The sequence below is a fragment of the Sphingomonas sp. EC-HK361 genome, from assembly GCF_902498785.1.
Lineage (GTDB): Bacteria > Pseudomonadota > Alphaproteobacteria > Sphingomonadales > Sphingomonadaceae > Sphingomonas.
Genome location: NZ_LR701494.1, coordinates 1,356,380 through 1,381,249, shown reverse-complemented (window position 1 = coordinate 1,381,249; position 24,870 = coordinate 1,356,380). Strand labels below are relative to the sequence as shown.

The following is a 24,870-nucleotide window of genomic DNA, read 5'->3' as shown; positions in this document are numbered from 1 at the left end:
ACTATCCCATTTTTTATTTGATAATTGTAAATATATCTTAAACTGGAATTGTATATGTTTAGATATGTAAATATCATTTAATCGCATCTTCTTTTGTGTTCCTGACGAGGAGGGCTGCTATTATCTGGCCGGGAAGGGTGACATTCCGTGATCCACTCGTGGCGGAAATGGCGAGATACTGGCAAAAATGGGCGATCGAACACCGATCATTTACTTCGTTGCTGCACAGCTTCTCAATGAATTCACGTCGGATCCCTGGACGAGCGGGCTACCGCTAGAGCCCTGACGGCAATGACTGACGAAACAGAATCATCTCGACCTCAACAGGCAAGCGAATTTGACGCTTCCCTCGAGACCGATAGTGAAGGCCCGGCTCACAGGCTACTAGCCCTGCTTGAGAGCGAGTATGACTCGCTGCTGAGGCGTCTCTCAGCGCATCTGCGCTCTCCGGAGGCGGCCGCGGAAGCGCTCCACGATGTCTACGTTAAACTGAGGTCTGAGCCCAGCATCGGCGATCTGCGCAGCCCGCGCTCGTATCTCTACCGGATGGCCGTAAATCTCGCGATCAACCGGCGTCGTAGCGAGTGGCGCACCGTGAACTTGGATGTGGCCGAGCTTTCCGAATTTCCCGATAGCACACCGGACCAGGAAGCTGCTGTCCTTGCTGCAGATGAGATGGACCGGGCTCTCGAGGCGCTTCACTCTCTTCCCCTTAAGCGGCAGGCGATTTTTTTGGCCCGATGGCGTGACGAAAAGCAGCAGAACGAGATCGCCGCTGATTTCGGTTTGCACAAGCGCTCTGTTCAAAAGGAGCTGGTTCGCGCCGAAACCTATCTTCGCAAGATCCTGCGTCGGCCCAAGGGGCAATCTTAACAGCGCCGTATCCCAATCCTGGTCCTGGTCCTGCTCCTGCTCGATCATGGGGCGTCTGCAATTTGGGTCGGAAGAAAGTTGGCCGCCTTTGGTTCCCCTCATGTGTCCCATCAAATGGGAATAGTAGGGCCTCCCCCTTCGAGAACCCGACGGCTCGGTCCGTCGTGCCTCGCGGTGGCGGCCGATAGGGTAGGGCGCTGAAGTTCCCGGCGTCAGAAGTCTACCCTGCAACCCATTGGGGGTCGCGATGGCGGCTTTTGGAAGTGCGGGCGCCGGGCCGATGCCCTGCGCAGGACAGGTGCAGACCCGGGCGCATGCTGGACCGGCTAAACGGCCGGGATATAATGACGGACGGGGCTTTGGCTCAATCAGTAGCCAGCCGAGCCTGGCACCATGGCAGGTTGGTCTCGCCATGCGGGCTATGTGCGAAGACATCAGTAACCCGATTTCCATCTCCGAGGTCGCGTCACGTTGCAGATTATCGCTCTACTACTTCGTGCGCGCGTTCACAAATACAGTGGGGATAGCGCCCTATGCATGGTTCGTACAGCAGCGTATCGTCTGCGCAAAGCACCTCCTGGCCAATACCGCGCTGCCGCTGGCGCAGGTCGCTCTCGAATGCGGATTCTCCGACCAGGCTCACTTCACCAAGGCGTTTGCCAAGGCGTCCGGCCTCACGCCTGCAAAGTGGCGTCGTTGTCAAATCTGCGCAACCTGACATCACGCCGGGTTCGCATGAATTGTTGAGCACCTGCGACACGAAAAATAAAGGAGTTGATCGCCCGGTGTCCTGATGCCCGGCCTCCGCATCCGTTCTCTGACTAGCCATCGAGATCGGGACCTTGGATTAGTCACCGGACCATATTCGTGAATGCGCGGAAGGTGATGATCCTATAGATGTCGACGTCCATTCCTATCTTTGGATGTCGGATGATATTGCCTATTCCCTTTGTTCACCGTCCGCTTGCCGGGCAGCGGCACGGCGCTTTACGAAGGCGAGCAGGGCGGGGTCGTGCTCAGGCCGGTTCCAGCGCGCAGAATCGCGCAGAACAATCACATCTTCAAGATGCGTGAGGAACGTGTAGACCTTGTTGACGACCTCGATCATCAGGGCTTTCATCTCTGCGTCTGATATTCTCGACACCTCCGGCCAGGGAATTTCGCCGTAAGGCGTGACTACCATCACGTCGCTATAGTCTTCGGTAACACTCTCCGGCACCTTTCCGGCATGAAACTCCTCGAGACATGTGTTGCGGACGCATTGCTCGACAAGGGCGAGTGCGATACGTCGGGCGGCCGCATCCGGTATTGCATCCTCATTCATGAAGCCTCCTCGCCAAGGCATACTGTTAAGCGGTATTTCCGGCGCCACACAACCGAACTGATCTCCTCGACACCCGTTCGACCCGGATTAATGAAGCTCCGAGGCTTCAGACAATCGCCGTCATGAAATCCTCTTCGGGCCAGTCCCGCTCGATCCGGCCGTGATTCTTGAGGAGCGTGTTCACGACCATCGGTGACACCTGGAAATGCTCCGCCACGTCCTGCTGATTTTCGTCCGAATAGTCGCCGCGCAGCATCTCCTCGACGACGTCGAAGGGCGCGAGGAATTCGGCTGCGAACGATCGCTGGGCCTTTTGCCGATAGGTGTAGGCATGCGTTGCTGCATGCAGTGCGCCCTCGCGGTTCATCAGCCTATCCCCGAGCACGCGCGCCAGAGCGAAGCGCCGACCGACCTCCCGCTTTCCCGGCAGAACGATGAGCGATTTGTCTTCTGCGGCGTCGTCGAGAGCATAGGGGAGGGCGGCAGGCCCGCGCGGATGCTCGGTCAAGGCGTCAGGGGTCGTGCCGGCAAGTGCCGCCAGCAGCCGATCATCAATGATATCGGCCCCGAGCCGTTCCTGCTGGCGGAGCGCATCAGCGACGTTTGTCCCGAGCTTCCAGGCGGGCACTTCCGGGTCCTTGACAACGCGATACTGGGCGTCGAGCACCACCGCGTCCCTGGCAGAACCACGATGACCGAGGGTCTGGGCAATTTCTTCCAGCCGGCGCGCGGTTAGGAGATCCTCGCTCTCGTGCGGCAACCGGGCACGCTCAGCCGCGACTTCCCGGACAGCATCTTCACCCAGACGTTCGGCATCGCCGATCAGCACCTCCACCGCGTCGTCGTCGAACGCGTCGGGATCGCGTCCCATCAGCGCCTCGAGACGTCGGCGCCTGGCAATCTCCGGGTCCGCCCGCTCCGCAATGACATCCCGCCAGAGCCGGTCGAGATTGGTTTCCCCAACGCCTTGCTCGTGCAAGCGACCAATGATCCTTGGCAGAAATTCGTCGAGGGCTGCCTCGAAAAGTGTCGAGGGGACGATTGTCGGAAATGCGCCCACATATCGGAATGGCTTCGCGTCAGGCTCCGCGGAGGCGTGGGAAATTAACATGGTGCGCACGCCATCCGACCAGATCTCGATGTTCGGCCAGAGATACCCTTCGCCGATCGAGTTCATCTTGTGGGCGAGCGACCAGTCCGGTGATGCCGAGCGGGGTTCCCAGCGCAGGCGCCACCAATTCCATGCCAGCCATTCCGCCACATGATAACCGGAGACCAGCGGTCCCTGCCGGAAGCCGTTCAGGAAAGAGTCGAAGCCCTCCGTCAGCGACTGGCGAGCCGTGCGCATGGTAAACAGGCCGAAGGCAGCCCGCTCTTCGCGGCTTCCCTCGTCGAGGCGCTCAGGCGCAAGTCCAAATTCCAATCCTACCGGCACCGCCGCTTCCATTCCTTCAAAATGTAGGCGCGCATGTCGCGCTCGTCATCGCCAAGCCTGTATCCGTGATAGTCCGTCTCTAGCTCCGGTCGTGTTTTAGCTTCGTAAACCTCATTAGCCTCATCGACGGCCCAAATATACTTTGGAACGCTGCCGTCGCCGAATTGACTGACCATGCCGAGCATGATCCCCTGCTGCATCAGGGACGAGGCTTCCGCCAGAAGAACCGCTCGCAGCGCGTCGCAGGGCGATTTGGAGGGGCGGGGATTGTGCGACGGATGAAAACCATAATCCCCGGGTCGCAGCTTATGATTTGCCGATCCGACATAACGGAGGCGTGCACACAGAGCCTTGCGGTCTTCCACTTTCAGAAATTCTTCGTCGGCAAACCGTCGATCAGGACGGTTTCCCTCGCGCTTCCGGATGCTCATGGTTGGGATCCTAACGCCGCGTGGAGTTCCGCGAGTTTCTCCTGGCAGAGTTCGTTGACGATCGTGCCAAGGATCTCGACGCGCTCGGAGAGATAGGCGAACTCCTCGTCAGTCATCCTGAAATGGTCGGAATGCCGGGCCTTCACATAGGCGTCCTTGAGTTTGAGAAAACGCGCCTCGAGCTTGCGCTTGTCGCGCGGCCACGCCTCGACAAGGCGAGGCGACAGCCGCTCCGCCTGCTGCCGCAGGAATTTCAGGTTGTGACTGTATGGGGTGTAAAATGTGAAGACGAGAAGGACGCAATAATAGAGCCGCTCGCAGGCCTGCTGGAGATTGTAGGCCGCGTCGGGAAATTGCTTTGTGTCGTAACAGAACTGGAAAATTCTACGAGACGACACGGCTAACTCGAACCACTGGTCGTAATAGCCTTTGGCCATGTCATAGGCTTGCTGCGGCGTCTTGGGCTTGGGTTTGTGCAGTTCGCTATCGTCGGCCTGGTAGAGCGCGATGCCGTCGCGGGCGATGTCCATGAAGAAATAGCGGCCGTGCGCCAGCCCGTCATTCACTTCCTGCAGTGTGTGAATGATGAAATTGACCGGCGTCCGCAGCCGGTTGAGGATCATGGTCTCGATGTTGAGACGTTCTTCAGCCTTGTCCCAATATTCGAGCCGGTCGGTCAGTTCCTTCTGGTTGACGATGATAAGCAGATCGAAATCCGATCGGTAGCCGCGCTCGGTGTGGGGTTCATGCACCCAGCGGCCCGTTGCATAGGAACCGTAAAGAATGATCTTGAGGATGCGGCCGAGCTTGCGAGCACCGGTTGGGTTGCCATGGGCATCGTCGAACTCCTCGAACAGGATCTGAATGACCCGATCAAGCTCGTGTCGCTTGCTGGCCGGAAGATGGTCGATGTCCGTTTTCATTGCCTCGGTGCCATTCAACTTATGTGACGGAGAAATCAGCGGGCCCGTCTTCCCAGGGGTTGAAGAGCGCCGCTCCGCTGTTTCGTGTGTCCTTGACGTTACGGGTGACCAGAAAAAGGTCGTTTTCGATCGCGGTCGCGGCGAGCAGCGTGTCCACGACGGGAGGCGATTGACCAACGCGGCGCTTCACCTCGCCGGAAATGACGCCCCACCGAAAGACCACAGCATCCTCGACGGACAACAACCGGCCGCTGAACCGATCGGCGAGGGCGGCGCGCGCGGCGAGATAGCGGGAACGGTCCGGACTTTCCGGGTCCAGATTGTGGATGCCCTTGTCGATCTCCGCGAGAGTGAGCACGCTCAGATACATGCTATGCTCGGTCTGGCTCGCTGCCCAGGCCTTCACACTCGGAGCCCCATTCGGACTGGCCAGGGCCGACACGACATGGGTATCCAACAGCCAGCCCTTCACAGAAGAATATCCCGTCCCCGGTCCATTTCGCGCTCCAGATCGAGACCGTCGAGCCCGAGGCCTTCGAGGAAGGGTACGAAGGCGGGCTTGCTGCCGTCCGTGGGCAGGAGCCGTTCGAGCTCTTCCACGCTGATGACCGCAACAGTCTCGCGCCCTCGCACGGTGACTCGCTGGGGGCCTTCGCTTTGAGCGCGTCGGACAACCTCGCTGAAGCGCGCCTTGGCGTCCTCGAGTTTCCAGGTGCCGCCTTGTCCGTCCTTGGCTTCCGGGTCCTTTCGGATTGCCGTGCCCATTCGCATTCTCCTGACTAGCTAGTCAGATATAGGACTTGGGACGGAGTTTGGCAACGCGAAACTGAGCGCGTGACGCAAATTGAAGCGCCAGTCCACGGTCGGCCTGGGCGTGCCGCCGTGAGCGTGCTTCTGAGCGAGCCGCGCGTGTCGGCTTCAGGCCGCGTCAACTCCCGGGCTATGTGCGGGCGAGACGCTCGATGATCGGGCATTCCGGTCGAACATCGCCATGACAGGCCTCAGCCAGCGTCACCAACGCCGTCCTCATTGCCTGAAGCTTTGCGGCCTTTCGGCCCAGCTCCTCGGCGCGCGCCATGGCCAGTGCCTTGACGTCGCCGCTCGATCGCCCACGATCCTGCCACAAGCCGAGGAGCGAGCGGATCTCCTCGATCGGGAAGCCAAGGTCGCGGGCATTGGCAATGAAGCGGAGGCGATGCACGTCCGCGTCCGAATAGTCGCGATAACCGCTGCGCCGCCGGGCCGGCGGCGGGACGAGACCGATCTTCTCATAATGCCGGATCATTCGCTGCGACACCCCGCTCGCCTGTGACGCCTGGCCGATGTTCATGGCTAGCTCCCGTCGAGCCTCACGGCACTCAGCCGCAGCGCATTGGCGACCAAGGTGAAAGAGGACAGGGCCATGGCGGCGCCAGCGAACATCGGCGAGAGCAGGATGCCGGCGACCGGGTAGAGCACGCCCGCCGCGACCGGAACGCCGATGCCGTTGAAGAGGAAGGAGAAGAAAAGGTTCTGGCGGATATTGGACATGGTCGCCCGGGCGAGCCGGCGCGCCCGTACCATCGCCGCCAGATCGCCCGCGGTCAGGGTCAGTCGGGCGCTTTCGATGGCGACGTCGGTGCCCGTTCCCATCGCGATCCCCACATCTGCGGCGGCCAGCGCCGGCGCGTCGTTGATGCCGTCACCCGCCATGGCGACGCGCGCGCCTTTTGTCTTCAGTTCGGTGATGATCCGCGCCTTGTCGTCGGGCCTGAGATCGGCATGAACCTCGTCGATGCCGCCAATTGCGTTCGCGACCGCCTCGGCCGTGCCGCGACTGTCGCCGGTCAGCATGACGATGTGCAGTCCTTCGGCTTGAAGCGCGGCGAGGGCCTCGCGCGTCGAGGCCTTGATCGGATCGGCGACCGCGATCAGGCCTGCGGCACGCCCGCCGACGGCAACGAACATCACGCCGGCTGCATTGGCCCGATGGCGTTCGGCGGCTGGGGCGAGCAATGTGCTGTCGGCACCGATCCGCTCCATCTGCGCGGCATTGCCGACGGCGATCGTGCGGCCTCCGACAGTCCCGCTGATCCCCATCCCGGTTTGCGATTCGAAATTGCGGACCTCGCTGAGCGTGAGCCCCCGATCGCTCGCGCCCGCGATGATCGCGAGAGCCAGCGGATGCTCGGACCGTTCCTCCAGCGCGGCGGTCAGTGCCAGCAGCTCGTCCGCCGTGAACCCCTGGGTCGGTTCGACTGCCATCAGCTTCGGCTTGCCCTCGGTCAGCGTGCCGGTCTTGTCGATCACCAGCGTATCGACGCCATCGAGCGCCTGCAGAGCCTCGGCGTTCTTGACCAACACCCCGGCTTGCGCTCCGCGTCCGGTGCCAACCATGATCGACATCGGCGTGGCGAGTCCCAGCGCGCAGGGACAGGCGATGATGAGGACGGCGATGGCGTTGAGCAGCGCGTGGCCGAAGCGCGGCTCCGGCCCGACCAGATTCCAGATGATGAAGGTCGCGATCGCCACCAGCACCACCGCCGGCACGAACCAGCCGGCTATGCGGTCGGCGACTGCCTGAATCGGCGCGCGGCTGCGTTGCGCCTCTGCCACCATCGCGACGATGCGGGCCAACATGGTGTCCGAGCCGATCGCTTGTGCTTCCATGACCAGGCTGCCGGTGCCGTTGACTGTGCCGCCCGTGACCGCCGCGCCGGGAAACTTGAACACCGGCGCCGGCTCGCCGGTGAGCATCGATTCATCGACCGGCGAGTGGCCGTCGCTCACGACGCCGTCGACCGGGATCGCCTCGCCGGGGCGCACGCGCAGGCGGTCGCCTCTCGCAATGTCTGCCAACGGCACTTCGCTTTCGGCGCCGTCGGGGCTGATGCGCCGTGCCGTCTTGGGCGCGAGTTTGAGCAATGCACGGATGGCGCGTCCCGTGGAGGCCCGTGCGCGCAACTCCAGCACCTGGCCGAGCAGGACGAGCGCAACGACGACGCCCGCAGCCTCATAATAGACTGGAACCATATCGCCATGCGTGCGGAGAGCGGCCGGGAAGAGGCCGGGGGCGACTGTAGCGATCAGACTGTAGAGGAACGCTGCCCCCACGCCGATCGCGATCAGCGTGAACATATTATAGTGGCGGCTCTTCAGCGAGGCCCATCCGCGTTCGAAAAACGGCCATCCGGCCCACAGCACGATCGGCGCGGTGAGGGCGAGCTGCACCCAGGGGGACCAACGCATGGGCACGAGGTGCAACCCCACCATCTCGCCACCCATGGAAAGCAGCAGCAGCGGCACCGCGAGGATCCCACTCACCCAGAGGCGGCGGGTAAAGTCGACCAGTTCGGGGTTCGGCCCCTCGTCGGCGCCAGGCTCAGCGGGCTCCAGCGCCATGCCGCAGATCGGGCAGGAGCCGGGGGCATCGCGACGGATCTCCGGATGCATCGGGCAGGTCCAGATCCTGGATGCCGATGCCACAGGAGCGGATGCCGATTGCGGCGCCAGATATTTTGCGGGATCGGCGATGAACTTCGCCCGGCAGTTGGCGCTGCAGAAGTGATAGGAAGCGCCATTGTGCTCGGCATGTTGGTGCGTCTTCCCAGGATCGACGCTCATTCCGCAGACGGGATCCTTGGTTTCGCCCGCGGGTTTGCCGTGCGAGAAGCTATGGCCGCTATGGCCATGATGATCATGCATCGCCTTGCTCCTTTACGGCTGTAGATAAGGTCTGACATCATGTCACGGTCAAGTCCCTGGATATCGCGATGGAGTTGCGCTTTCAGGACAGGGCGGGGAGGCTGTGCATAATGTCGCGGCATCTCGCCCGCGAGATTGAGCGTTTTGTCCGCAATTTTCGCGGATTGAGTTATTGGCCCGGTCGGAGACGGCCAGACATCGGCCTTCGACAGTCCGCTGCGCTATTCAGAACCGCTGAAAAACATCGAGTGATCTACGGTTCCACATAGTCCTTCCCAAAGTGCGCGGCGAGTGATGTCGCCTCGGACGGCGAGATGCTGACGTTGCTGACCTCCGAGATGGCGATGGCGGTTGCGGCACGCTCGAACAGGGCAACGCAAGGCTGATTGTCGAGCCGGGATGTATAAAGAATCCCGTCCGCCGTGGTCGTTTGATGGATGTGCCGGCTGGCAGCCCAGGTCTTGCCATAGGCGTCGCCGTGCAGGTCGGTGAAGGACAGGCCATGAACCGATATGCCGCCATCGAGGAGTGGATAGAGCCTGAGCGCTCGTGTGGTGACGATTTCACTGCGAGCGCGAGCCTGGACCGCACTGGACAGGATGTAGGGTATCGCAGGCCGTCGGACGAGCGTTTCGCCAAAAGCCGTTACCAGCGTGCGGGCGGTGTGGAGTACCTTGTAGCTGCCATCGGGGGCGTCGAAGCGGCCTTCGGGTTTAGGCCCGAACGGCCCGAAGAAAAGCGGATCATGGGCAGCACGATGAATCCGGTGCATATGCACGCCCGCACCGACGCGTCGCAACATGGTGGCGGCCATTCCTGGTCAGACCGCCCAACTCGCGACAAGTGCGACGAGCTGACGCAAGGTTTCCTGATCCGGGCGACGCCCCAGGATCGCCAGCGGTGTTTCCTCGTGGGCGCTGAAGCCTTCAACCGGCGTCGTCAGGAGCATCAATTGCTCCCAGGGATGAGTGTCGCCGAAGGCCTCGAGCAATCGCTTGAGATTGGGAAGCGCCTCGCCATTGACGAGCTGGGCAGCCGGATATGGGATTTCAGCGCCATAGGGGACGCCGAGCATCTGCCGCCGCTGCCGTTGCTTCTTGATGGCGACCGCAGTCACGCCAAGCATCTCGGTAACATCAGTGCGATCAAACATCCTACTGGCGCGCTGAGCCATATCGTCGCGGAAGCGCGCGGTCTTCTCGCGCGCAGCCCTGATCGCCTCGAAATCAGCTGGCGATTCTGGCGCGACGTCGCCCGGAGCGATTGCAAGTGCCTGGCGCATCTGAACAAAGCAGACCGGCTATTGACGCTATACCCATTTAGGTATAAATGGGTGTTGTAAGATGATGTGGTCCGGGAATGAGTGAGTCAGACAAGGAAATAAGATGGCTGGGGAGCACGCTCAAGGATTTGTCGGCCATGCCCGACGAGGTGAAGCGGCCACTGGGTTACGGTCTCCGCTTGGCCCAGAAGGGGGAGCGTGCGCCGGATGCGAAGACGCTGAAAGGTTATGATGGAGCAGTTGAACTGATCGAGGACCATGATGGCGATTCCTATCGGGCGGTCTACACCACTAGAATCGATTCCGCTGTCTATGTGCTGCATTGCTTCCAGAAGAAGTCAACGAACGGGATCGCTATCCCGAAACACGACAAGACGACGATTGAGAGCAGATTGAAAGATGCCAGGCGGGACGCGGAAGATCAGCGTAGCGCGAGTAAGAGCAAAGGACATTGATATGGCTGTCGAACATGTAACTTCCGGCGGAGGCAACGTCTTTGCCGATCTCGGCTTGGCCGATGCCGATGATCTCAAGGTCAAATCCGACCTGGCGGCACTGATGCTCCGGTCCATCCATGAGCTCAAACTGAGCCAGACTGTCGCGAGCCGAATGATCGGCATTCCGCAGCCCAAGCTGTCGAAGATCCTGAACGGCAGGTTGGACGGCATCAGCGAAGCCTATATCGCGACGGCTCTCAGGAAGCTCGGGCATGATGTCGCCTATCAGGTCAGCCCTCGGCATGAGGGCGTCGGGCAGGCTCACGTCATCGAGCTGGTCTGATCTCCTTTCGGTCAGAACGGGCGTGCACATGCCACATGATTCTGTCGCCGATCAGCCTCCACCACTTACGCCTGCTACCGGGGGGCAAACGCTGCGCGCCCGACACTTTTTCTGGCGTCCATGGTACGCGAAGCTCTGGTGGGCGACCATTCCGGTCTGGTGGGGAGGGATGGCCCTCTCCACCCGCATCGACACGCTGGAAGCCTTCTATCGTGGGGGGATCGCGGGCTATCTCGACATCCTGTTCTTTCCGATGACTGCGGTCATGGTGCTGGGCGTCGGTTATGTTCGCGAACGCCTGGATAGTTTCATCGGGCAAGGCGATGGTGTGCCGCTGTCCGATGAGGAGGGTGACGCCGAGAGACAGCGTGTTTGGGAAGAGCATGAGCGGATGGTGGAGAGATCGCGCGCTTTCGCCGATCCATTCGACCCCCGATCTGGACCGCTCTGGATCGGCAACCCTTCGAACCCACTGAATCCAGACTACATTGATCCCCACACCGGAAGGCATCGTTAGCGCTTCTTGAATTTACTGTCTCCGTCGCCAGGACTGCCGGCGATGTCGGTCGAGAAACTGCCCTTCGAGAGGACTGAGTTCTGCTCGAGCGAGGTTAATGGGCCGGTGATATCAAAGGTGGCGCGTCCATTGTCCGCATCCTGAAGGTAGCGATTGCGCATGCCTTCGTTCCCAAGGACGCGGTTCGAAAGTTCGCGGGAGAAGGTTGCTGCCGGATCGCTGGAGCGCGCTGCGGCACGCTCAGCGGCAGCAATGGATTCCCGGACATCATAGTTCATAACGTCCATCGTGGATTGCGCGGTTTCGGTAGTGGATCCCTGATCCGTGCTTCGAAAACCTATATTACCACCAAACCGACCGGCTGTCGTTCTCCCTTTGCTAGTTGTCTGGGTAGGTCCTCGTTGCCGTCCTTTGCCAGACCGCGCGCTGTCGCTCGTGGTTTCACTATCGGAGGTAGATATCGTTCTCCCGATTTCGAGGCCGAAAGTGGTTCCCATTGTTGTCTGATCCGCGGCGGAACGGGAGAGAGTTCTCTGCCATCCTGTTTGCGCCATGATCGCCTGGACGTCGCGCTGGAGCGTGTCGGCGACCTGTGGCTTCAATCTCCATTCGCCTTTGCGGTCCATCTCGAATCCGCCGCGCAGCCAGTTGGCGAGCATAGCCTGCCCCTCGGCGCCACCGCCCATGAAATGCTCGATCGTGTCAGGCCCTGCCTGCTTGCCAGCCTCGAACCGGGTACTGGTGTCGCTGCGTGCCGAGCGGCTGAAATCCGTGCCGCTGGAAACCAGAAGATCATTGTGCGCGAAACTGAACCGTGCGTGCCCGCCATTGGCGATCGCGCCAAGCTGGCTCTCGTTGATAAGCCCGGCCTTCCACATCGCAGCAGCGGTCTCCGGGGTGAGATTGAGGCCGAGGTCACCATTCTGGTCCATGGCGATCTGGCGCTTCGTGAGGTTGATGCCGTTCTCGGCAAGGAGACCCTGCATACGGGTCAAGCGCTCCCGATCGACGATCGAGGTGATGCGCTCGTTGCGCGCGCGATCAGCGATGCCCCCGGCGCCGCCTTCGGCCATATCGACCTGGTTCCCCGCTGTGCGGCTCAGCGCCTGGATGAAGCTGTCGAGCCGTGCTGCCTCCCGCGTCGAGACGCCCGCCGCAGCTGCGCCCTCTGCGAACCCGAAATTTTCCGATTGGCGCCGCTGCTCGCCGATGCGCGCCGCGCTTCGCGTGCCCGTTGTTCCAACCTCTCGCTGCGCGTCAAGCTTGCCGGACCGTTCGGCGAAATCGTAGCCCGACGCCTCGCGCGTGCGTCCATAGATGCTGGTCCCTTCGCGGCCGGCCTCGGCCGTCGCGCCATCGGCTGTCCCGACCTGGACGGCCGCATTATAGCGTTCGAGCGCGGCCTCGATTTGCGCCTCATTGCGCCCCGTCGCGCGGGACAGTTGAGTTATGGCGGAACTGCGCGCTTCGCCCGACAGCGCATTGATGAAGCCGATCCGGCGCGAAGTTTCATCGACTGACAGGCCGAGCATCGCCGCCGCTTCGCGCTGGCCCTGATTGCTGCCGCTTCGCCAGCCCTGCTCGGTCGCGACATTGGCACGCTCGACGCCTGCAACATTGTCGCCGGCATAGTCGCGGCGTCCCTCCATCGCGCCGACCTGGACCTGCGCGGACGTGAGGTCGTTGCGCAGCATCTGCTCCTGATCATAAGTGTTGGCGATCAGCTTGGCGAATGTCGGATCAGCCTGGGCGTCGCCGATCACGCCTGATGCCTTGAGCTGGGCATCAGCCGGCGAATAACCGGCGCGTTCAAAATGCCGGGCCGCCCCCTGCATCATCATGCTGTAAGCGCGCTGGTCGCCGAAGGCGCGCCACTGGACGAGGTTCTGGCTGAAGGCCGCGAACGCCTTCTCGCCGGCCTCGTCCTGACCAAAATAGCTCGTGCCCAGACCCCTCAGGGCATCCTTCTCCGCGAACTGATGGATCGCTGTAGTGGCCGCATTGGCCTGGACGGCGCGCGCGACCCCGGGATCGGCAAGGTCCCGGCCACCCAGCGCGGGAGCGAGGCTCCCCATCTGGCGCGAGCCTTCGATGCCGCCGAGTGCGAACGCCGTTCCGCCCGGCGTGCCAGGACGCTCGCCAAGGATATGTCCCGCCTCGCCATAGCTTCGGTTCGCATTGAAGGTCGAACGCTCCCCAAAATCGCCAAAGCTCGAAGCGGCGGCCGCGCGGGTACGCGTTCCCATGGCTGAAGCCTGGGCCTCGAGCGCGGATGCCTGTCCCTCGGCGGTGCCCATCGGCGCGGCGGCGGCCGTGCCCTGGCTCGCTATCCCGAGCGACCCTGAGGTGAAGGAGGTGAACACATTGCCGCTGAAGCGGAAGACTGTGAAAACGAACGCGCCGGCGAGGCCAGCGGCGGCGGTCCGGAAGCTGCCGAAGATCGCCAGCGCCTTCATCGCCGCCGATGGCGCCAATAGCCAGGCATTGGCGGCGAGCGCGTTCGAGCGCAGTTCGGCGAGCGTCGCGGTCGCGCGCCCGAGGGTCAACTGATAGATCCCCGCGTCGATCACGCCCCAGAGCGCCACGAACACGAACATACCGAGGGCAAAGCTCGCCACGCGCAGGTTGATGGGCGTCAGGATGAACAGCAGCGCGATCGGGATCATGAACAACATGATGCCGAACACCGTGGCGCGGATCGTCGGCATCCATTCGTTCGCGACCGACATGGTGGCGAGACCATTGGAGATGACCGCCCGGTTGGCCATCACCCTGGCGGCGCTCGCCGGGGAATCCTCGAACAGGACGTCGCCTACGGTGTTGCCCAGCAGGATGTGGGTCAGAAAGGCTTGCGCGCTGAGCGGCCGGCCAAGCATCATCTGCCCCATCTCCCCAAGCTGCTGGCGGCAACGCGTCATCTGCTGTGCATTGCCAGTATCATAGCCCGTTCGGGTGCAGATCTGGTTGGTGTAGCTTTCGAACAGGACGGGATCGGACAGGCGATCGGAGATGTGCGTCCAGGCGTCGCTGCAGCTGACCGTCGTTCCACCCTTGTCGGATTGCGTGTAGACCGTGGAGAAGGTGGATGGCCCGGCCATCGCCGCGAACGAAGCAGGCAGATCGGTCGAGGTCCGGAACAGCTGGTCATCGTCCACGCCATAAGCCGCCGACACACGGGCGACCGGATAGCATTGGCGGACATAGTCCTTGATCGTCGCGTCGAGGAACACGTCGGTCATCGGACCGCGCGGCGAAACGGCGTTTAGGAAAAGGTCGAAGCTGTGCCCGCCGGCACCGAACTCGATCTTCGCATTGGGGTCCAGCGTGTTGTCGTCGATCGTCTCGACCATCGCGCGTTCCATCATGTTGGTCGCTCCGGCGACGAGTACGAGGAGGTTGGGGACGCCGCCGACAGGCTGATAGGCATTGCGCACGCGGTCATAGACATGGACCGTCCCGGTCGTGGCGATGAGGCCGACAAACAGGCCGATACCGATCAGGATCTGGAAGCCGAAGGCGACTAGGCCCATGCCGGTCCCGCGCACGCTGGCGATGATTGCACCGAGACCGATGCCGACCGTCGCGACGATCATCACCAGCGTCTCGTAGCGCGGATCGCTGAAGATCATCGAGACTAGGCGAAAGGCATCGACCGTCTCGGCGAAGCCGTCATAGGTGTGGAAGCTCGTATCGACCGCCAGGGCGGGCGTGGCGAGAAGCAGGGCGGGAAGGGCGGCAAAGAGCCTCGCAAGCCGGCGCATGATGGTGTGTCCTATTGATTGCGGGCAGCGGCGCCGGCGGCATCGCGCGCGTCGCGGTCGCGCTCCCGCAGGAGTCCGGCATAATTGGTGGAGAGGTTGGCCTGATTGAGAGCTGCCATGTAGCTTTGGCGCATCTGCGCGCGTTGGCGCAGCACTTCGTCTCTCAGGTCACGCAGCTGCTCGATCCCCTTGGACAGGATGCGCGTCTGACAGACATTCTTGTTGTTGCCGTCTGCCGATCCCGCGACGGTCGCGCCGCGCTCGGCATTGGTCACGGTGAAATCGATCGTGCGGGTCAGGTCATTGAGCATCTGGTAGGCGAGGGTGAGCGCGACCAGTTCGTCGGTATCTGCAATCACGGAATCGACGACGCCCTGGCGCACGCCCCATTCGAGCATCCGGTAGACCGGCAGCGTTCGGACGTTGGCGACGAACTGTCGTTCCTCGGCCGAGAGCGCCGCCCGCGTGCGGATCTTGGTGGCGATCGACTGCATGCGCTCGCGGGCGAGCACGAGGGCACCCCGTCCCGAGCCGTCCTGTGCGCAATCCGCACCCGTCGGCGGGAAATTGAGCGTCCTGCGTTGGACCCGGCCGGTCAGGAAGTCCTGCGCGCTTTCCGTATCCTGCGCGGGACATTGGGGAATGGCTGTGAACAGCGGTACCCGGTCGCCATCGTCCCAGCGCATATAGACGTCACCGACCCGGGCCCGCATGACGCTTGCCCAGTCGCCAGCGCCGACGCGCGAGGCGGCATGGGACAACAGCGAGCCGGTACGGAAGATGTCGGTCACCTCCGCTGGGCAGTTGGCGAGCGCGTCCTTCAGATCCTCGGTGGGGTTGTTGTTGTTCGCCTCGATCTTCTCGCGGCTCTGCTGATAGCTCTTGGCGAAGCCCTGCTTGACCGAGCGATAGCCGGTCATCTCCTCGATGATACCCGACATGTTGTCGTCGCCCTTGGCTATCTGCACCATGCGATTGGCGAGCCGGCAATCATTGACCTGGATCGAGTTCAGGAAATTGGTCGCTGCTTCCATCTTCGAGATGATGTTGCCCATCTTCTCGTCCAGCGTTTCGAGCAGATACTGGAACGCCACCGCAGGCGCGGCCTGCAGAATGCTCTCGAGCTTCTGGACCAGATAGTCGGGATCAAGGAATGACATGCCGCCCAGGAACATGTCGATACCGCCGCAGCCGGCTTTCACCTTTGGCAGGCTGACGGACATGAGATAATCATTATGGACGTCGACACGGCCCGACATGCCGCCGGCCGTCACATAGCCGCGCGTCTGGTCCTCGAACGAACCGGGAGAGGTATAGGTGACATTGTCGAACCAGCTTTCCGCCCAGCTCTGCGCATGGGCAGGCGCGGTCGAGACGAATGTGGCAAGGACAAGCGCGATCAGCGCGCGCGCAGCGGTGCGATACCGACCGAACATGGCGGACTCCGGACAATCTGGGTTGGGGGCGGAAGGACTGAGGCCGCCATTGCTCAGTGCCTTCCGTTGCGGGTCGCCGGCAGCCCCACGATGCCGGTGAATTTGGACATGGCGCGGACGCCGACCGCGGGTCTCACGCCCGTCAGCATCTTTGCGGCAAGATAGAGATTGCGCGCGAGGTTGGGCGCGTGGTCGGTGCCAATCGCCACCGGCACGACGCGGATGTCGTCCGCGATCGGCCGCACCCAGGCGACCGGATGTCCGACCCAGGGGAGACCAAGGCGCCCCGACCGGATCATCGCCTCCTGGGCGCCAATCGTGCGAACCTGCCAGCCATAGCGCGTGCCGAGGGCCGTCAGCTTGCTCCAGAGATCGCCGCAGGGCACGCATCCGGGCGCCGTGGTCATCTCGATCACGAACGCGGCCCCGTGGCCGCGCAGCGTCGCGGTGAAATCGTCCGGGAAGTCGCGCGTTACGGGCACTCGTGACAGCCATGCCTGCATCGTCTTTGCATCGCCAACCGGATGGATCGCGGCCCGCATCGCGTCATCGGGCGTCACGGTCTGTGCGGACGCAGACCCCATGCCGATCACCAGGCCTGGGATGCCGAGGAGGATGAGCGCGCGCATCACGGCTTCTGTCCGGTCGAGGCGTCGACAAGATCGCCGCCGAGTGCGCGGGGGTCGGTGGCGGAGACCGGGCCGTTGCCGAGCGCGTCGAAGAAGCCGGCATCCTCGCCCGGACCCGTCATGAACTGTTCGGGCCGGATATCGCCGCGCAGCAGGCGCACCGCCTGATACGCCATCTGCGCGAGATTGGGATAAGCCTCCACGCCGGACGCAATGACCATGCGCTGCTGGCTTCCACGGCGAATGATCATCGTCGTGGGCGTGATCTCTACCCCGAACCGCTGGCTGACATCCGGCCGCTTGTCGACATCCATGAGCGTGACCTGCCAGCCCATCTCTTCCTGGAAACGCTGGATGATCGGCCACTGGACGCGGCAATAGCCGCAGGTCGAACGCGAGAACATGACGAGCGCGAACTCGCCCGCATGGGCGCGCAGGTAGGACCGACGGATGGCGTCCTTCTGCGCGCCAAGCTCCGAGCGGGCATCGCCGACCATGGGGTTTGCGGACTTCGAGTTGAGCTCGGGATGTTGCAGCATTGCGATCTGCGTCACGCCGGCGAACGCGCGCGCCTTGCGCCGCGCGAAGTCCTGAAGCCGCCAAAAATCGGCGACGGCATCGACCGTCAGCACGGTCGCGGCATAATCGCGCTGCTCTTCGATGAGCTTGCGGATCTTCGGCGGGGTCCAGGTAGCCAGTTCCGCCATCGGTGGTATGACGGGTTTGACCAATCCGTCCGGCTCGGCTCTTTCCTCAGGCTTTGGCCGGGGCGCTTCATACCACCAATAGCCTTGGCGCTGTCCTTGAGCCTGCCCTTCTGTCTGGGCGTTCGCCGGCATCGAGGCAAGAACGATAGATGTCGCTGCCGCGACGATCAGCCGCCGCGCGCTCACAGGATGCGCTCCATCCTGGTAAGGTTTGCGATCGGCAGCAGCCCGAAATAGCGGCTGTCGAACCCGCGCGGGTGCGTCGAGCCGACATAGGCCATCCCGGCGGGGATGAGGCCGCTCCACTTCATATGGTCAAGCTTCAGCCCGTTATGGGCTTGGGGCAGGCTGACGCCGAGCAACTGGCCGTTGCAATAATAATGGCCGTCCCAGCCGTTTTGGGTCAGCGGTGAGGGCGTTTCGAACATGGTGAGCCGATCACCGGGGAGGCACAGCGCATGCTTGGTAACGGAGACTGGCTTCGGCCCGGCGATCGGGTGATGCAGGGTGAACATCACATAGTCGCCGCGCAGGATCGGCCCCGGGCTCTTGCGCACGGCAAAGGCCTCGATCGACGGGGTCATGACCAGGGTCACTTGCGGCATCACCAGCGCTGCGCAGAGGGCGAGCGGCAACACGACCAGCATCGCGCGCCATAGGCGGTCGGGGCGCGCAGGCTGATCCGGGCCGGGAGCGCCGAGCGCGACCGCGGCCTTGCGGGGAAGACGCCGCAGGCGTGGCCATAAGCCGGCCGTCCACCTAGCGAGCAACCAGAAGAGCCTGAGCATGGCTGACCTCCTCTTTTCCGCCGAGGCGGGCATATTCTTCGAGCATTCCGGAAAGAGCGCTGTCGCCGAACACGACATGGCTGGCGCGGGGACTGTCGTCGTCGCGCTCGCAATAGGCCTGGGTCGGATCGCCCGGGATCATCGCGAGTGCGGGGACCTGGGCGATGCCATGTTGGCGAAACACGATCGGATCGATGATCAGCTGCACATCGCGCATCACGCAGTTCGGACCTTCGCAGCCGGGATCGAGCCTGAGGATCTGCGCGGTCAGCTTCGCCATCGGGCCCATTTTCCGGAGCCCCCCGGGTACGCCGCGGAACGCCATGACGCCGTGAACCTTCGCCAACTGAGCGGCGTAGTTGCGCAGTGTCGAGATCGGCATGGAGGAAGACACGAACAGGACCGGCACCCAGCCCCTGGCGGCAACGGCCGGCGCGGCCTTGGCGAGCGCCTGTTCCTCGGCGGGCTCGAGCCCCAGCGCCTGACGGAGCGCTTTGGCCTGTCGCTCTCGCTCGGCGGCAAGGCTCGCCTCGCCGCGCGCCTGGGCGGCGCGAGCGCGTGCTTCCATCTCCGGCATAGGCGTCCGGCCTCGCAGGCCTTCGAATGCGCGCCGACGGACAGCCGGATCGTCAGTCGGCGGCAGCCTCGGGTCAGGCGTGTGTCCCGCAGCCTCCTTCTCTCGCGTGACGATGCCCTCGAGCCGATCCATGGCTTTTTGGCCCTGCTCGGCGGTGGATCCCCTGGCATCGCCGCGAGGGGCAACGGGCGTGGCATCCTGTGCCAGCGCGGCGGTTGCGGCGCCTGCAGCCACGAGGAGAGCGGCGTTACGGATTGATGGCTTTGAGATACGCATTGACGCGCTCCCCCATGTCTATCTGGATGTCGGATTGGGCGCGGGCCTCGATGTCCGCATAATATTCGGAGAGATCGATCTTGCTGAAATCTAGCGCCTGGAACTCCTCAGGCGTGAACCCACGGCACATCGGCTTCTTGGCCGTGCCCCAAAGATTGCCGTTGAAGGCCTTAAGCTGGGGACGGCCCTGTTCCTGGATGATGCGGCCGAGCTTTGTGTTGAAGCAGCAATGGCCGCGCGCCTTCTGGAGGCAGATCCCCAGGAAGCTGGACGTACAGTAGCTACCGATTTCGTGACACATGCCCGACGACCGCAGCATGGCGGTTTCCATATCCTGCTGATCACAGCCGGAGAAAAGGAACTCGATCATGAAATTGATCGCGAGGCTGACCGCGAGCGAGGTTGGGTCGAGCCCAACGATCAGCGCGTTCGCACCGGCGCTGGCCGCCTGGCTCGCGGTCGCGCCCGCCTTGAAGGCGACATAGGCCGCCTTCATGCCCGTGAACACGCCTTTGGCGACGGCGATCTTGGTGCCGATCGAACCAATCGACGAGCCCATGCCGTCCTTGACGATCTTGCCCTTGTCCTTGCAGCAATTGGAAAAGGTGGTCGAAAGCCCGGCCGGGCGGCAGCGCACGCCACGCCCGGAGAAAATCTCGATCTGGCCCATACAATTGCCGTCGGCATCGATGCCCCCATTGGGCTGGCTGCCCGGATCGTCCATCGGCGGTTCGTTGACGATCGGGTTGGTCGCGAGGTCCGCGCACTGATTGGGCGAGCAAGCCGGCGGGCCGCCTGTGCTTTTCACCATGCAGGCAAATTGCGGTCCGGCCGGGCAGCTATATTGTCCGGCGGCGTCGGCCACGCAGTCGACCTGCTGGATCGGGCAGAGCCACGCGCCGCTTGTCGTGGCGAGGCAGCTAGCCTGCTCGCCTTCGTCGGCAGCATCGCCATTATTGTTGAGATCGGCGGCGCAGATCTGCTGCGCACTGGCGGCGCTCGGGAAGGCGATGCTCGCGCCCAGGCAAAGCGCTATCGCGAGCGCAGCTCCGCGCGGATCGAGGGGCCGGCTTCTCTTGCTGGGCAGGCCGATCATTGCACGCTCCCCGTGCAGACGAGGTCGGCGCCGGCGAGGCGGACGGTCTGCATCATCACGACCGCCTCGGGAAAGTCGTCAAGGCATCCACAGGCGGAGACCACTTCCTCACCCGGACCTGCGGGGCACTGATTGTCGGACGTGCAGGCGTGGAAGAAGGTGTCGTAGCCGGTTGGCACATTCTGTTTGGCGCCGACGACTCCATCCGGCGCAGCCGCGTTGTTTGCTTTGGGCGCGCGCGTCTTGCAGACGGCCTCGCAGGCCGGAACGGAACCCCTGTCTGGCAGGCTGAAGGCGCGGGTCGAGGTCGCGAAACTGCCATCGCTCTGCCGGGCGCGGTCGGCGAGCATCGTCTCGGTCGAATGGTCGATGATATAGGTGCCGCGGCTCGTATCGGGTTTGGCGATGTCATCGACCGAACAGCGATAGGTGCGGTCTTTCAGAAAGAAGTCGCGGGTGAGATCGGTCGGGCAGGCGGGGCCGCCCAGGATACGGGTCTGGGGCAGGGGCTTCAGGCCCGTCGCGACGCCGTTGATCCAGGTCTGGACGCCATCGACCAATTCGCTGTCGAGTTTGCATTGCGGATCGGCGGCGATCGTCCCGCATCCGTCGACCAGCTGCTCCAGCGTCTTGCAGCTATTGTCGACATCGACATGGACCTGCGCGAAACCCTCGCCGCCTTCCGCGACCGCGACGCGCAACCAGATCTCGTGATCGCCGGCGGTGAGCCAGGGCTTCAGGTCGAGATTGGGATAGGCATAGAAGGTCTTCTTGAGCTCGCATTTGGAGGGCGGGAGGCCAAGGGTGGTCCAGGCGGAAGGGCCCGAACCGACAAGCTGCCCGTCGATGCGTACCTGCGCCCAGTCATCGGCGAAGAACTGTGTGAGGCGTGCATCGACGATCCGGTCCGGCTCGCTCACATGCAGTGTCATCCGGAAATCGATGAGCGTGCAGCTCCCGCCAGCCAGACTGTTGTCCGCCGGGGACCCCATCAGGAAATCGAAGGACGATCCGTTCTGGATCGTCGAATAGCCGCCGGCGGTCCGGCTGATAATGTCCTCCGCGCCGGGCTTGAGCACGGTCGCCCGCCGCTCGATCGTGCAATGCCGATATTGCAGGGATGTGCCGGTGCCGATCGCCGAACCCTTGAGCGCCTGGAACACGCTATTGCCGGTCGAGGCGGCATAAGCGTCGGAGGCGATGGTCGCGGGATTGGACCGGTAGGCGGTCTGGGGCAAAGCGGGGTTGGACGAGCATGCGGTCGATTGCGCGCCCACATATCGGATCGCCGGACCATCGATCACGGCTTCGGCGACGCCATAGCGTGGGTCAGCGGTCGTGAGTGCGCCGATCATCCCGCCGCCCAGATCGCGCAGGACCGAGGGCATATTGCCCCAGGCAAGATTGGCGCCGCAGCTATTGTTGATGCAGTAGCAGCCGGCGAGCTTGGGCATATCGACCGCCGTCAGCTTGAGCGCGTTGGCTGCGTCCACGTCCCAGCGGAAGAAGCTGCACCCGTTCCAGCTGCCCGGCTGGCAGGAGACCACACCATTGGCGCAGATGCCCGACACGGGGACGGGAAGCTTTGACGTGCTGTCGACCGTACCGTCGAGATCGGTGTCGCGCGCGATCGTGACCGAGCCCAGGTCGCCGGTCCCCGAGGGTTGGACCAGCACCTCCAGCATCGTCGCGGTTTTCTGGCAGGCGATGTTGGGCGCGAAGGTGCGGCTGTTGTCGACCGTGGAGATCGACTGACCCGCAAGCCCCGGCGTCACATAATTCTGCTGGAGCGCCTCGCTGTCGCTGGTCTTTGTACGCGACGCTTGCGCTGCGGTGCGCGCACGGTCTTCCATCGTTTGTGCCGAGGCGGATGTGGCGAAGGGAATGGCCAGCGCGACCGCGACGACGGAGCAGGCGGAGAGGATACGCCTTTTCTGCCGACGGGACATTGCGGCCGCGCTGGCCGGGGGTGGAGCGACGCCGCCAGGGGGGCTTGGCGGCGCCGCTCCTGTCCCGCACGGCAGCCCTCGGCCGTAGGGGCCTTGGCGAACAGACCTCCGGAATGGATGGCTGGCGCGTGCGGGAACGGGGGAAAATGATCGGCTCATGGCACCGGTATCCCGGCGCAGCAGATCACCTTTTCGAAGAGCATGAACTGGGCATTGTCCTTGCCAGGCGCATGCTTGGCCGAGGACCAGAGCGATCCCGGACGGCCGATATTGACGCACTTGCCGCCCTTCACGGGCTCCATGATCTGGAGCTTGTAGCGGCTCTTGGTCCACACTGGCTGCGGCACGAACGAGCAGCCATCGGCCGAACTGATCGTGAGCGCGCCGAGACGGCCCATCATGAACACACCGCGCGCGGCAAGCCCCGCCCATGCCTCGACGCTGTCGTCGAAATGGATGTCGCCGGCGATCGGATAGGTCGCGCCCCAGCTCCCCATGCACCAAAACAGCGGGTCGATGACCTTCCCGGCCGCCGCCGCCGCGCTGTCGCCCATGCAGGCAAGCCCGGCGGCGGGATTGCCGAACAGGATGCCCTCGGGCTGGATGATCGCGCCCAGCGTCCCCGACTGCCAGGTGGGCAGCACCTCGGTCATCATGGCCACGTCGAAGCCGTCATTCTCGAGGCAGGGCAGGTCTGTGAACATGTCAAGCATCGCCCAGACCGGCGAGATGTAATAATGCATTTGCGCGAACATCTTGCGGGTGTTGGTGCCGTCCGAGATCGACGACTGGCTGCCCTGGAGCTTGCCGCCGGTCGGCAGGAGATCGGCGCCCAGAGCCATCATGCAGCCGGGTTCGGTCACGACATCGACCATCCGGTTCGGCGACCAGTAGGAGACCTTGACGCCGAACCAGAACTGGATGCCCTTGCGGCAGGCACAGAGCGGCTTGGACGCGGACTGCGCGTCGAGCGCCTTGTCGAGCTTGTCGAAGCTTCCGACCCGAATGCCTCCGACCGTGATCGGAAAGATGCAGGTCCAGCGCACCTTGGTGATGGGGTTGAAGACGGTGCCCGCCTCGCATTTGGAGGCGCGCGCCGGGCTCGGCCAGGCCAGCGTCATCGCAAGCCCGATGAGGAGGCCAGTGACGAAGATGGGGAGGCGCCCAATCATCGCGTCGCTCCTTTCGCCGCGACCACGGTCACCCGGCTCTTCGGACCATATTCGGTGAGCATGAGCCGCGTGCCCGACTGCTCGACGATGACCGGCGCCACCGTCAGTCCGAACCTCTGCTTGACCCGTTCCTCCAGGATGTAGATCGGACGCCCGGTCTTTTCAGAGAGGTCGATCGCGTCGCCATTCTGTGACCCAAGCGCCGAGAGCAGGATGAAATCGCTGGCCCGGGCATTGCGCAGCGCCCAGCCCAGGTCGCGGGGGTGCACGACGACGAGGCGCTGTGGCAGCGTCACATAGGTCAGCGGATTGAAGGTAAAGCCCTTGGGGTAGAGCGTCTTCCCGTCCGGCAGCGTGATATCGAATTCGAGAGTGTAGAAGGGCACGACGCTGCGCACCCGATCGGCGCCCGCTACTCCCAGCGGAGCAGCCTTAAGCGCGGTCCACTTGTCACGCGGGCCAAAGGCTGTGCTCATATCGCCCGGCAGCGTCGCGACCTTGCCCTCGATCTCGGCAAGCGCATCCGGCTCCGCGATTGGCCAGGTGCGCCCGATGGTGCTGCGTGTGCCGCCCGCCACCGGCCCGGTGAGCGCCAGCGCACTGGCTGCGGCCAGGGCGTTGCAGGCGAGAAAGGCAACAAGGATCGGGCCAGGGCGAAGCCGGCGGAGCAGGTTATCGGCCATGACGCTGTCTCCAATGTCCTTCAGGCGGCTCGGGGATGCCGATCAGGGCGGCGACGAAGGCTGAGACGGCAATTGGCGTGAGGATCCAGATCAGCATGCCGGACTCACGGTCGAGCGATGGCGACATCAGCAGCAGCGCGCTCTGGATCTGCATCAGCAGGAAGCCGCTGACCGTTAGACGGATCGCCGCCTGCGAGGGCGTGGAAGAGGTAAGCCCATTCATTTGCCGCGTCTCCGGCGAAGGCGGCTCATCAGCTTAGCGGTGCCGGCCGACAGACTGAGCAACAGCAGGCCCGTCGCCATGCAGGACGCCGCGACGAGCAGCGAGGCGCGAAGCACCATCATGGTCGGTTGCTTGAGAAGGAGCCCGGCCACCAGCACCAGCAGGCCCATCATCACGGTCTCGATCATCACGAGCCGGAAGCGCCACTGAAAGGACTCCGCCTCGAACCGCTCGGCGAGCCGCTGCTCGACGATCAGCTCGATGGCCTCATTGTCGGACCAGTTGAGCGGCAGCTGGTCGGGGTGCGGGGTATAGCGGGCCATG

At 63.3% G+C, this 24,870-nt stretch carries 27 protein-coding genes; 5 read left to right on the top strand and 22 right to left on the bottom strand.

Annotated features, from left to right (window positions below):
- The first annotated feature begins 291 nt into the window (after nucleotides 1–291).
- Nucleotides 292–873 carry an RNA polymerase sigma factor gene (locus BOS5A_RS14045; protein ID WP_083276964.1) on the top strand — a complete coding sequence of 194 codons (582 nt, stop codon included), beginning with the start codon at nucleotides 292–294 and terminating at the stop codon, nucleotides 871–873.
- Between the two features lie 421 nt (nucleotides 874–1,294).
- Nucleotides 1,295–1,591, top strand: a complete 297-nt coding sequence (locus tag BOS5A_RS14040; RefSeq protein WP_070156739.1) for a helix-turn-helix domain-containing protein — start codon at nucleotides 1,295–1,297, stop codon at nucleotides 1,589–1,591.
- A gap of 222 nt (nucleotides 1,592–1,813) precedes the next feature.
- Here BOS5A_RS14040 and BOS5A_RS14035 read toward each other — a convergent pair whose 3' ends face one another.
- The 10 genes from BOS5A_RS14035 to BOS5A_RS13990 all read right to left on the bottom strand — a co-directional run bounded on the left by BOS5A_RS14035 (nucleotide 1,814) and on the right by BOS5A_RS13990 (nucleotide 9,844).
- Nucleotides 1,814–2,197: a hypothetical protein gene (locus BOS5A_RS14035; RefSeq protein ID WP_070156717.1), complete on the bottom strand. Its 384-nt coding sequence runs from the start codon at nucleotides 2,195–2,197 to the stop codon at nucleotides 1,814–1,816.
- A gap of 106 nt (nucleotides 2,198–2,303) precedes the next feature.
- Nucleotides 2,304–3,644, bottom strand: coding sequence for an ImmA/IrrE family metallo-endopeptidase (locus tag BOS5A_RS14030; protein ID WP_199857379.1), 1,341 nt, complete (start codon nucleotides 3,642–3,644; stop codon nucleotides 2,304–2,306).
- On the bottom strand, nucleotides 3,623–4,063 hold the full coding sequence (locus tag BOS5A_RS14025; protein ID WP_070156719.1) for a hypothetical protein: 441 nt from the start codon (nucleotides 4,061–4,063) through the stop codon (nucleotides 3,623–3,625). The genes BOS5A_RS14030 and BOS5A_RS14025 overlap by 22 nt, the downstream gene beginning before the upstream one ends.
- Nucleotides 4,060–4,986 (bottom strand): HEPN domain-containing protein, encoded by a 927-nt coding sequence (locus tag BOS5A_RS14020; protein ID WP_070156740.1) that lies wholly within the window; start codon nucleotides 4,984–4,986, stop codon nucleotides 4,060–4,062. The genes BOS5A_RS14025 and BOS5A_RS14020 overlap by 4 nt, the downstream gene beginning before the upstream one ends.
- Before the next feature lie 19 nt (nucleotides 4,987–5,005).
- Nucleotides 5,006–5,458 carry a type II toxin-antitoxin system VapC family toxin gene (locus BOS5A_RS14015; protein ID WP_070156720.1) on the bottom strand — a complete coding sequence of 151 codons (453 nt, stop codon included), beginning with the start codon at nucleotides 5,456–5,458 and terminating at the stop codon, nucleotides 5,006–5,008.
- Nucleotides 5,455–5,751, bottom strand: coding sequence for a type II toxin-antitoxin system Phd/YefM family antitoxin (locus BOS5A_RS14010; protein ID WP_083276965.1), 297 nt, complete (start codon nucleotides 5,749–5,751; stop codon nucleotides 5,455–5,457). The genes BOS5A_RS14015 and BOS5A_RS14010 overlap by 4 nt, the downstream gene beginning before the upstream one ends.
- A gap of 175 nt (nucleotides 5,752–5,926) precedes the next feature.
- Nucleotides 5,927–6,316, bottom strand: a complete 390-nt coding sequence (cueR, locus tag BOS5A_RS14005) for a Cu(I)-responsive transcriptional regulator (RefSeq protein ID WP_070156722.1) — start codon at nucleotides 6,314–6,316, stop codon at nucleotides 5,927–5,929.
- Between the two features lie 2 nt (nucleotides 6,317–6,318).
- A complete protein-coding gene (locus BOS5A_RS14000) occupies nucleotides 6,319–8,670 on the bottom strand; it encodes a heavy metal translocating P-type ATPase (protein ID WP_083276966.1) in 2,352 nt (783 codons plus the stop codon).
- Nucleotides 8,671–8,923: 253 nt separating this feature from the next.
- Nucleotides 8,924–9,484, bottom strand: coding sequence for an RES family NAD+ phosphorylase (locus BOS5A_RS13995; protein WP_070156723.1), 561 nt, complete (start codon nucleotides 9,482–9,484; stop codon nucleotides 8,924–8,926).
- 6 nt (nucleotides 9,485–9,490) lie between these two features.
- Nucleotides 9,491–9,844, bottom strand: a complete 354-nt coding sequence (locus BOS5A_RS13990; protein ID WP_151955603.1) for a hypothetical protein — start codon at nucleotides 9,842–9,844, stop codon at nucleotides 9,491–9,493.
- 185 nt (nucleotides 9,845–10,029) lie between these two features.
- Between BOS5A_RS13990 and BOS5A_RS13985 the strand changes: the two genes are divergently transcribed.
- From BOS5A_RS13985 to BOS5A_RS13975, 3 genes are all read left to right on the top strand, one after another.
- Entirely contained in the window at nucleotides 10,030–10,407 is a 378-nt protein-coding gene (locus tag BOS5A_RS13985; RefSeq protein WP_070156725.1) for a type II toxin-antitoxin system RelE/ParE family toxin, read from the top strand.
- 1 nt (nucleotide 10,408) lies between these two features.
- A complete protein-coding gene (locus tag BOS5A_RS13980; RefSeq protein WP_070156726.1) occupies nucleotides 10,409–10,732 on the top strand; it encodes a helix-turn-helix domain-containing protein in 324 nt (107 codons plus the stop codon).
- 169 nt (nucleotides 10,733–10,901) lie between these two features.
- Entirely contained in the window at nucleotides 10,902–11,249 is a 348-nt protein-coding gene (locus tag BOS5A_RS13975) for a hypothetical protein (protein WP_190287315.1), read from the top strand.
- Here the strand turns inward: BOS5A_RS13975 and BOS5A_RS13970 are convergent.
- The 12 genes from BOS5A_RS13970 to BOS5A_RS13915 form a co-directional block, all read right to left on the bottom strand.
- Nucleotides 11,246–15,010: a conjugal transfer protein TraG N-terminal domain-containing protein gene (locus tag BOS5A_RS13970; protein ID WP_070156728.1), complete on the bottom strand. Its 3,765-nt coding sequence runs from the start codon at nucleotides 15,008–15,010 to the stop codon at nucleotides 11,246–11,248. The genes BOS5A_RS13975 and BOS5A_RS13970 overlap by 4 nt on opposite strands.
- Before the next feature lie 11 nt (nucleotides 15,011–15,021).
- Entirely contained in the window at nucleotides 15,022–16,446 is a 1,425-nt protein-coding gene (locus BOS5A_RS13965; protein ID WP_070156729.1) for a conjugal transfer protein TraH, read from the bottom strand.
- 53 nt (nucleotides 16,447–16,499) lie between these two features.
- Nucleotides 16,500–17,075 (bottom strand): hypothetical protein, encoded by a 576-nt coding sequence (locus tag BOS5A_RS13960; protein ID WP_070156730.1) that lies wholly within the window; start codon nucleotides 17,073–17,075, stop codon nucleotides 16,500–16,502.
- Nucleotides 17,075–17,914, bottom strand: coding sequence for a conjugal transfer protein TraF (locus BOS5A_RS13955; RefSeq protein WP_070156742.1), 840 nt, complete (start codon nucleotides 17,912–17,914; stop codon nucleotides 17,075–17,077). The genes BOS5A_RS13960 and BOS5A_RS13955 overlap by 1 nt, the downstream gene beginning before the upstream one ends.
- A 50-nt stretch (nucleotides 17,915–17,964) precedes the next feature.
- The gene (locus BOS5A_RS13950) at nucleotides 17,965–18,570 is read right to left on the bottom strand and encodes a S26 family signal peptidase (RefSeq protein ID WP_070156731.1); all 606 of its coding nucleotides are present in this window, start codon (nucleotides 18,568–18,570) and stop codon (nucleotides 17,965–17,967) included.
- Nucleotides 18,542–19,423 (bottom strand): type-F conjugative transfer system pilin assembly protein TrbC, encoded by an 882-nt coding sequence (locus BOS5A_RS13945; RefSeq protein ID WP_124810437.1) that lies wholly within the window; start codon nucleotides 19,421–19,423, stop codon nucleotides 18,542–18,544. Before BOS5A_RS13945 ends, BOS5A_RS13950 begins: the two co-directional genes overlap by 29 nt.
- Nucleotides 19,395–20,519 carry a conjugal transfer protein TraN gene (traN, locus tag BOS5A_RS13940; RefSeq protein ID WP_070157084.1) on the bottom strand — a complete coding sequence of 375 codons (1,125 nt, stop codon included), beginning with the start codon at nucleotides 20,517–20,519 and terminating at the stop codon, nucleotides 19,395–19,397. The genes BOS5A_RS13945 and traN overlap by 29 nt, the downstream gene beginning before the upstream one ends.
- Nucleotides 20,516–22,372: a hypothetical protein gene (locus BOS5A_RS13935; RefSeq protein ID WP_070157085.1), complete on the bottom strand. Its 1,857-nt coding sequence runs from the start codon at nucleotides 22,370–22,372 to the stop codon at nucleotides 20,516–20,518. Before BOS5A_RS13935 ends, traN begins: the two co-directional genes overlap by 4 nt.
- 251 nt (nucleotides 22,373–22,623) lie before the next feature.
- Nucleotides 22,624–23,640: a TraU family protein gene (locus tag BOS5A_RS13930; protein WP_070157086.1), complete on the bottom strand. Its 1,017-nt coding sequence runs from the start codon at nucleotides 23,638–23,640 to the stop codon at nucleotides 22,624–22,626.
- Nucleotides 23,637–24,323 (bottom strand): conjugal transfer protein TraW, encoded by a 687-nt coding sequence (locus tag BOS5A_RS13925; protein ID WP_070157087.1) that lies wholly within the window; start codon nucleotides 24,321–24,323, stop codon nucleotides 23,637–23,639. The genes BOS5A_RS13930 and BOS5A_RS13925 overlap by 4 nt, the downstream gene beginning before the upstream one ends.
- A complete protein-coding gene (locus BOS5A_RS13920; protein WP_124810436.1) occupies nucleotides 24,313–24,546 on the bottom strand; it encodes a hypothetical protein in 234 nt (77 codons plus the stop codon). Before BOS5A_RS13920 ends, BOS5A_RS13925 begins: the two co-directional genes overlap by 11 nt.
- A complete protein-coding gene (locus tag BOS5A_RS13915; protein WP_070157089.1) occupies nucleotides 24,543–24,869 on the bottom strand; it encodes a hypothetical protein in 327 nt (108 codons plus the stop codon). The genes BOS5A_RS13920 and BOS5A_RS13915 overlap by 4 nt, the downstream gene beginning before the upstream one ends.
- Nucleotide 24,870: the final 1 nt, after the last annotated feature.

Coding starts and splice junctions, on each gene's coding strand:
- BOS5A_RS14045 (WP_083276964.1), top strand. CDS start 292: ATGACTGACGAAACAGAATCATCTCGACCTCAACAGGCAAGCGAATTT.
- BOS5A_RS14040 (WP_070156739.1), top strand. CDS start 1,295: ATGTGCGAAGACATCAGTAACCCGATTTCCATCTCCGAGGTCGCGTCA.
- BOS5A_RS14035 (WP_070156717.1), bottom strand. CDS start 2,197: ATGAATGAGGATGCAATACCGGATGCGGCCGCCCGACGTATCGCACTC.
- BOS5A_RS14030 (WP_199857379.1), bottom strand. CDS start 3,644: ATGGAAGCGGCGGTGCCGGTAGGATTGGAATTTGGACTTGCGCCTGAG.
- BOS5A_RS14025 (WP_070156719.1), bottom strand. CDS start 4,063: ATGAGCATCCGGAAGCGCGAGGGAAACCGTCCTGATCGACGGTTTGCC.
- BOS5A_RS14020 (WP_070156740.1), bottom strand. CDS start 4,986: ATGAAAACGGACATCGACCATCTTCCGGCCAGCAAGCGACACGAGCTT.
- BOS5A_RS14010 (WP_083276965.1), bottom strand. CDS start 5,751: ATGGGCACGGCAATCCGAAAGGACCCGGAAGCCAAGGACGGACAAGGC.
- cueR (WP_070156722.1), bottom strand. CDS start 6,316: ATGAACATCGGCCAGGCGTCACAGGCGAGCGGGGTGTCGCAGCGAATG.
- BOS5A_RS14000 (WP_083276966.1), bottom strand. CDS start 8,670: ATGCATGATCATCATGGCCATAGCGGCCATAGCTTCTCGCACGGCAAA.
- BOS5A_RS13995 (WP_070156723.1), bottom strand. CDS start 9,484: ATGGCCGCCACCATGTTGCGACGCGTCGGTGCGGGCGTGCATATGCAC.
- BOS5A_RS13990 (WP_151955603.1), bottom strand. CDS start 9,844: ATGGCTCAGCGCGCCAGTAGGATGTTTGATCGCACTGATGTTACCGAG.
- BOS5A_RS13985 (WP_070156725.1), top strand. CDS start 10,030: ATGAGTGAGTCAGACAAGGAAATAAGATGGCTGGGGAGCACGCTCAAG.
- BOS5A_RS13980 (WP_070156726.1), top strand. CDS start 10,409: ATGGCTGTCGAACATGTAACTTCCGGCGGAGGCAACGTCTTTGCCGAT.
- BOS5A_RS13975 (WP_190287315.1), top strand. CDS start 10,902: ATGGCCCTCTCCACCCGCATCGACACGCTGGAAGCCTTCTATCGTGGG.
- BOS5A_RS13970 (WP_070156728.1), bottom strand. CDS start 15,010: ATGCGCCGGCTTGCGAGGCTCTTTGCCGCCCTTCCCGCCCTGCTTCTC.
- BOS5A_RS13965 (WP_070156729.1), bottom strand. CDS start 16,446: ATGTTCGGTCGGTATCGCACCGCTGCGCGCGCGCTGATCGCGCTTGTC.
- BOS5A_RS13960 (WP_070156730.1), bottom strand. CDS start 17,075: ATGCGCGCGCTCATCCTCCTCGGCATCCCAGGCCTGGTGATCGGCATG.
- BOS5A_RS13955 (WP_070156742.1), bottom strand. CDS start 17,914: ATGCCGGCGAACGCCCAGACAGAAGGGCAGGCTCAAGGACAGCGCCAA.
- BOS5A_RS13950 (WP_070156731.1), bottom strand. CDS start 18,570: ATGCTCAGGCTCTTCTGGTTGCTCGCTAGGTGGACGGCCGGCTTATGG.
- BOS5A_RS13945 (WP_124810437.1), bottom strand. CDS start 19,423: ATGCGTATCTCAAAGCCATCAATCCGTAACGCCGCTCTCCTCGTGGCT.
- traN (WP_070157084.1), bottom strand. CDS start 20,519: ATGATCGGCCTGCCCAGCAAGAGAAGCCGGCCCCTCGATCCGCGCGGA.
- BOS5A_RS13935 (WP_070157085.1), bottom strand. CDS start 22,372: ATGGAAGACCGTGCGCGCACCGCAGCGCAAGCGTCGCGTACAAAGACC.
- BOS5A_RS13930 (WP_070157086.1), bottom strand. CDS start 23,640: ATGATTGGGCGCCTCCCCATCTTCGTCACTGGCCTCCTCATCGGGCTT.
- BOS5A_RS13925 (WP_070157087.1), bottom strand. CDS start 24,323: ATGGCCGATAACCTGCTCCGCCGGCTTCGCCCTGGCCCGATCCTTGTT.
- BOS5A_RS13920 (WP_124810436.1), bottom strand. CDS start 24,546: ATGAATGGGCTTACCTCTTCCACGCCCTCGCAGGCGGCGATCCGTCTA.
- BOS5A_RS13915 (WP_070157089.1), bottom strand. CDS start 24,869: ATGGCCCGCTATACCCCGCACCCCGACCAGCTGCCGCTCAACTGGTCC.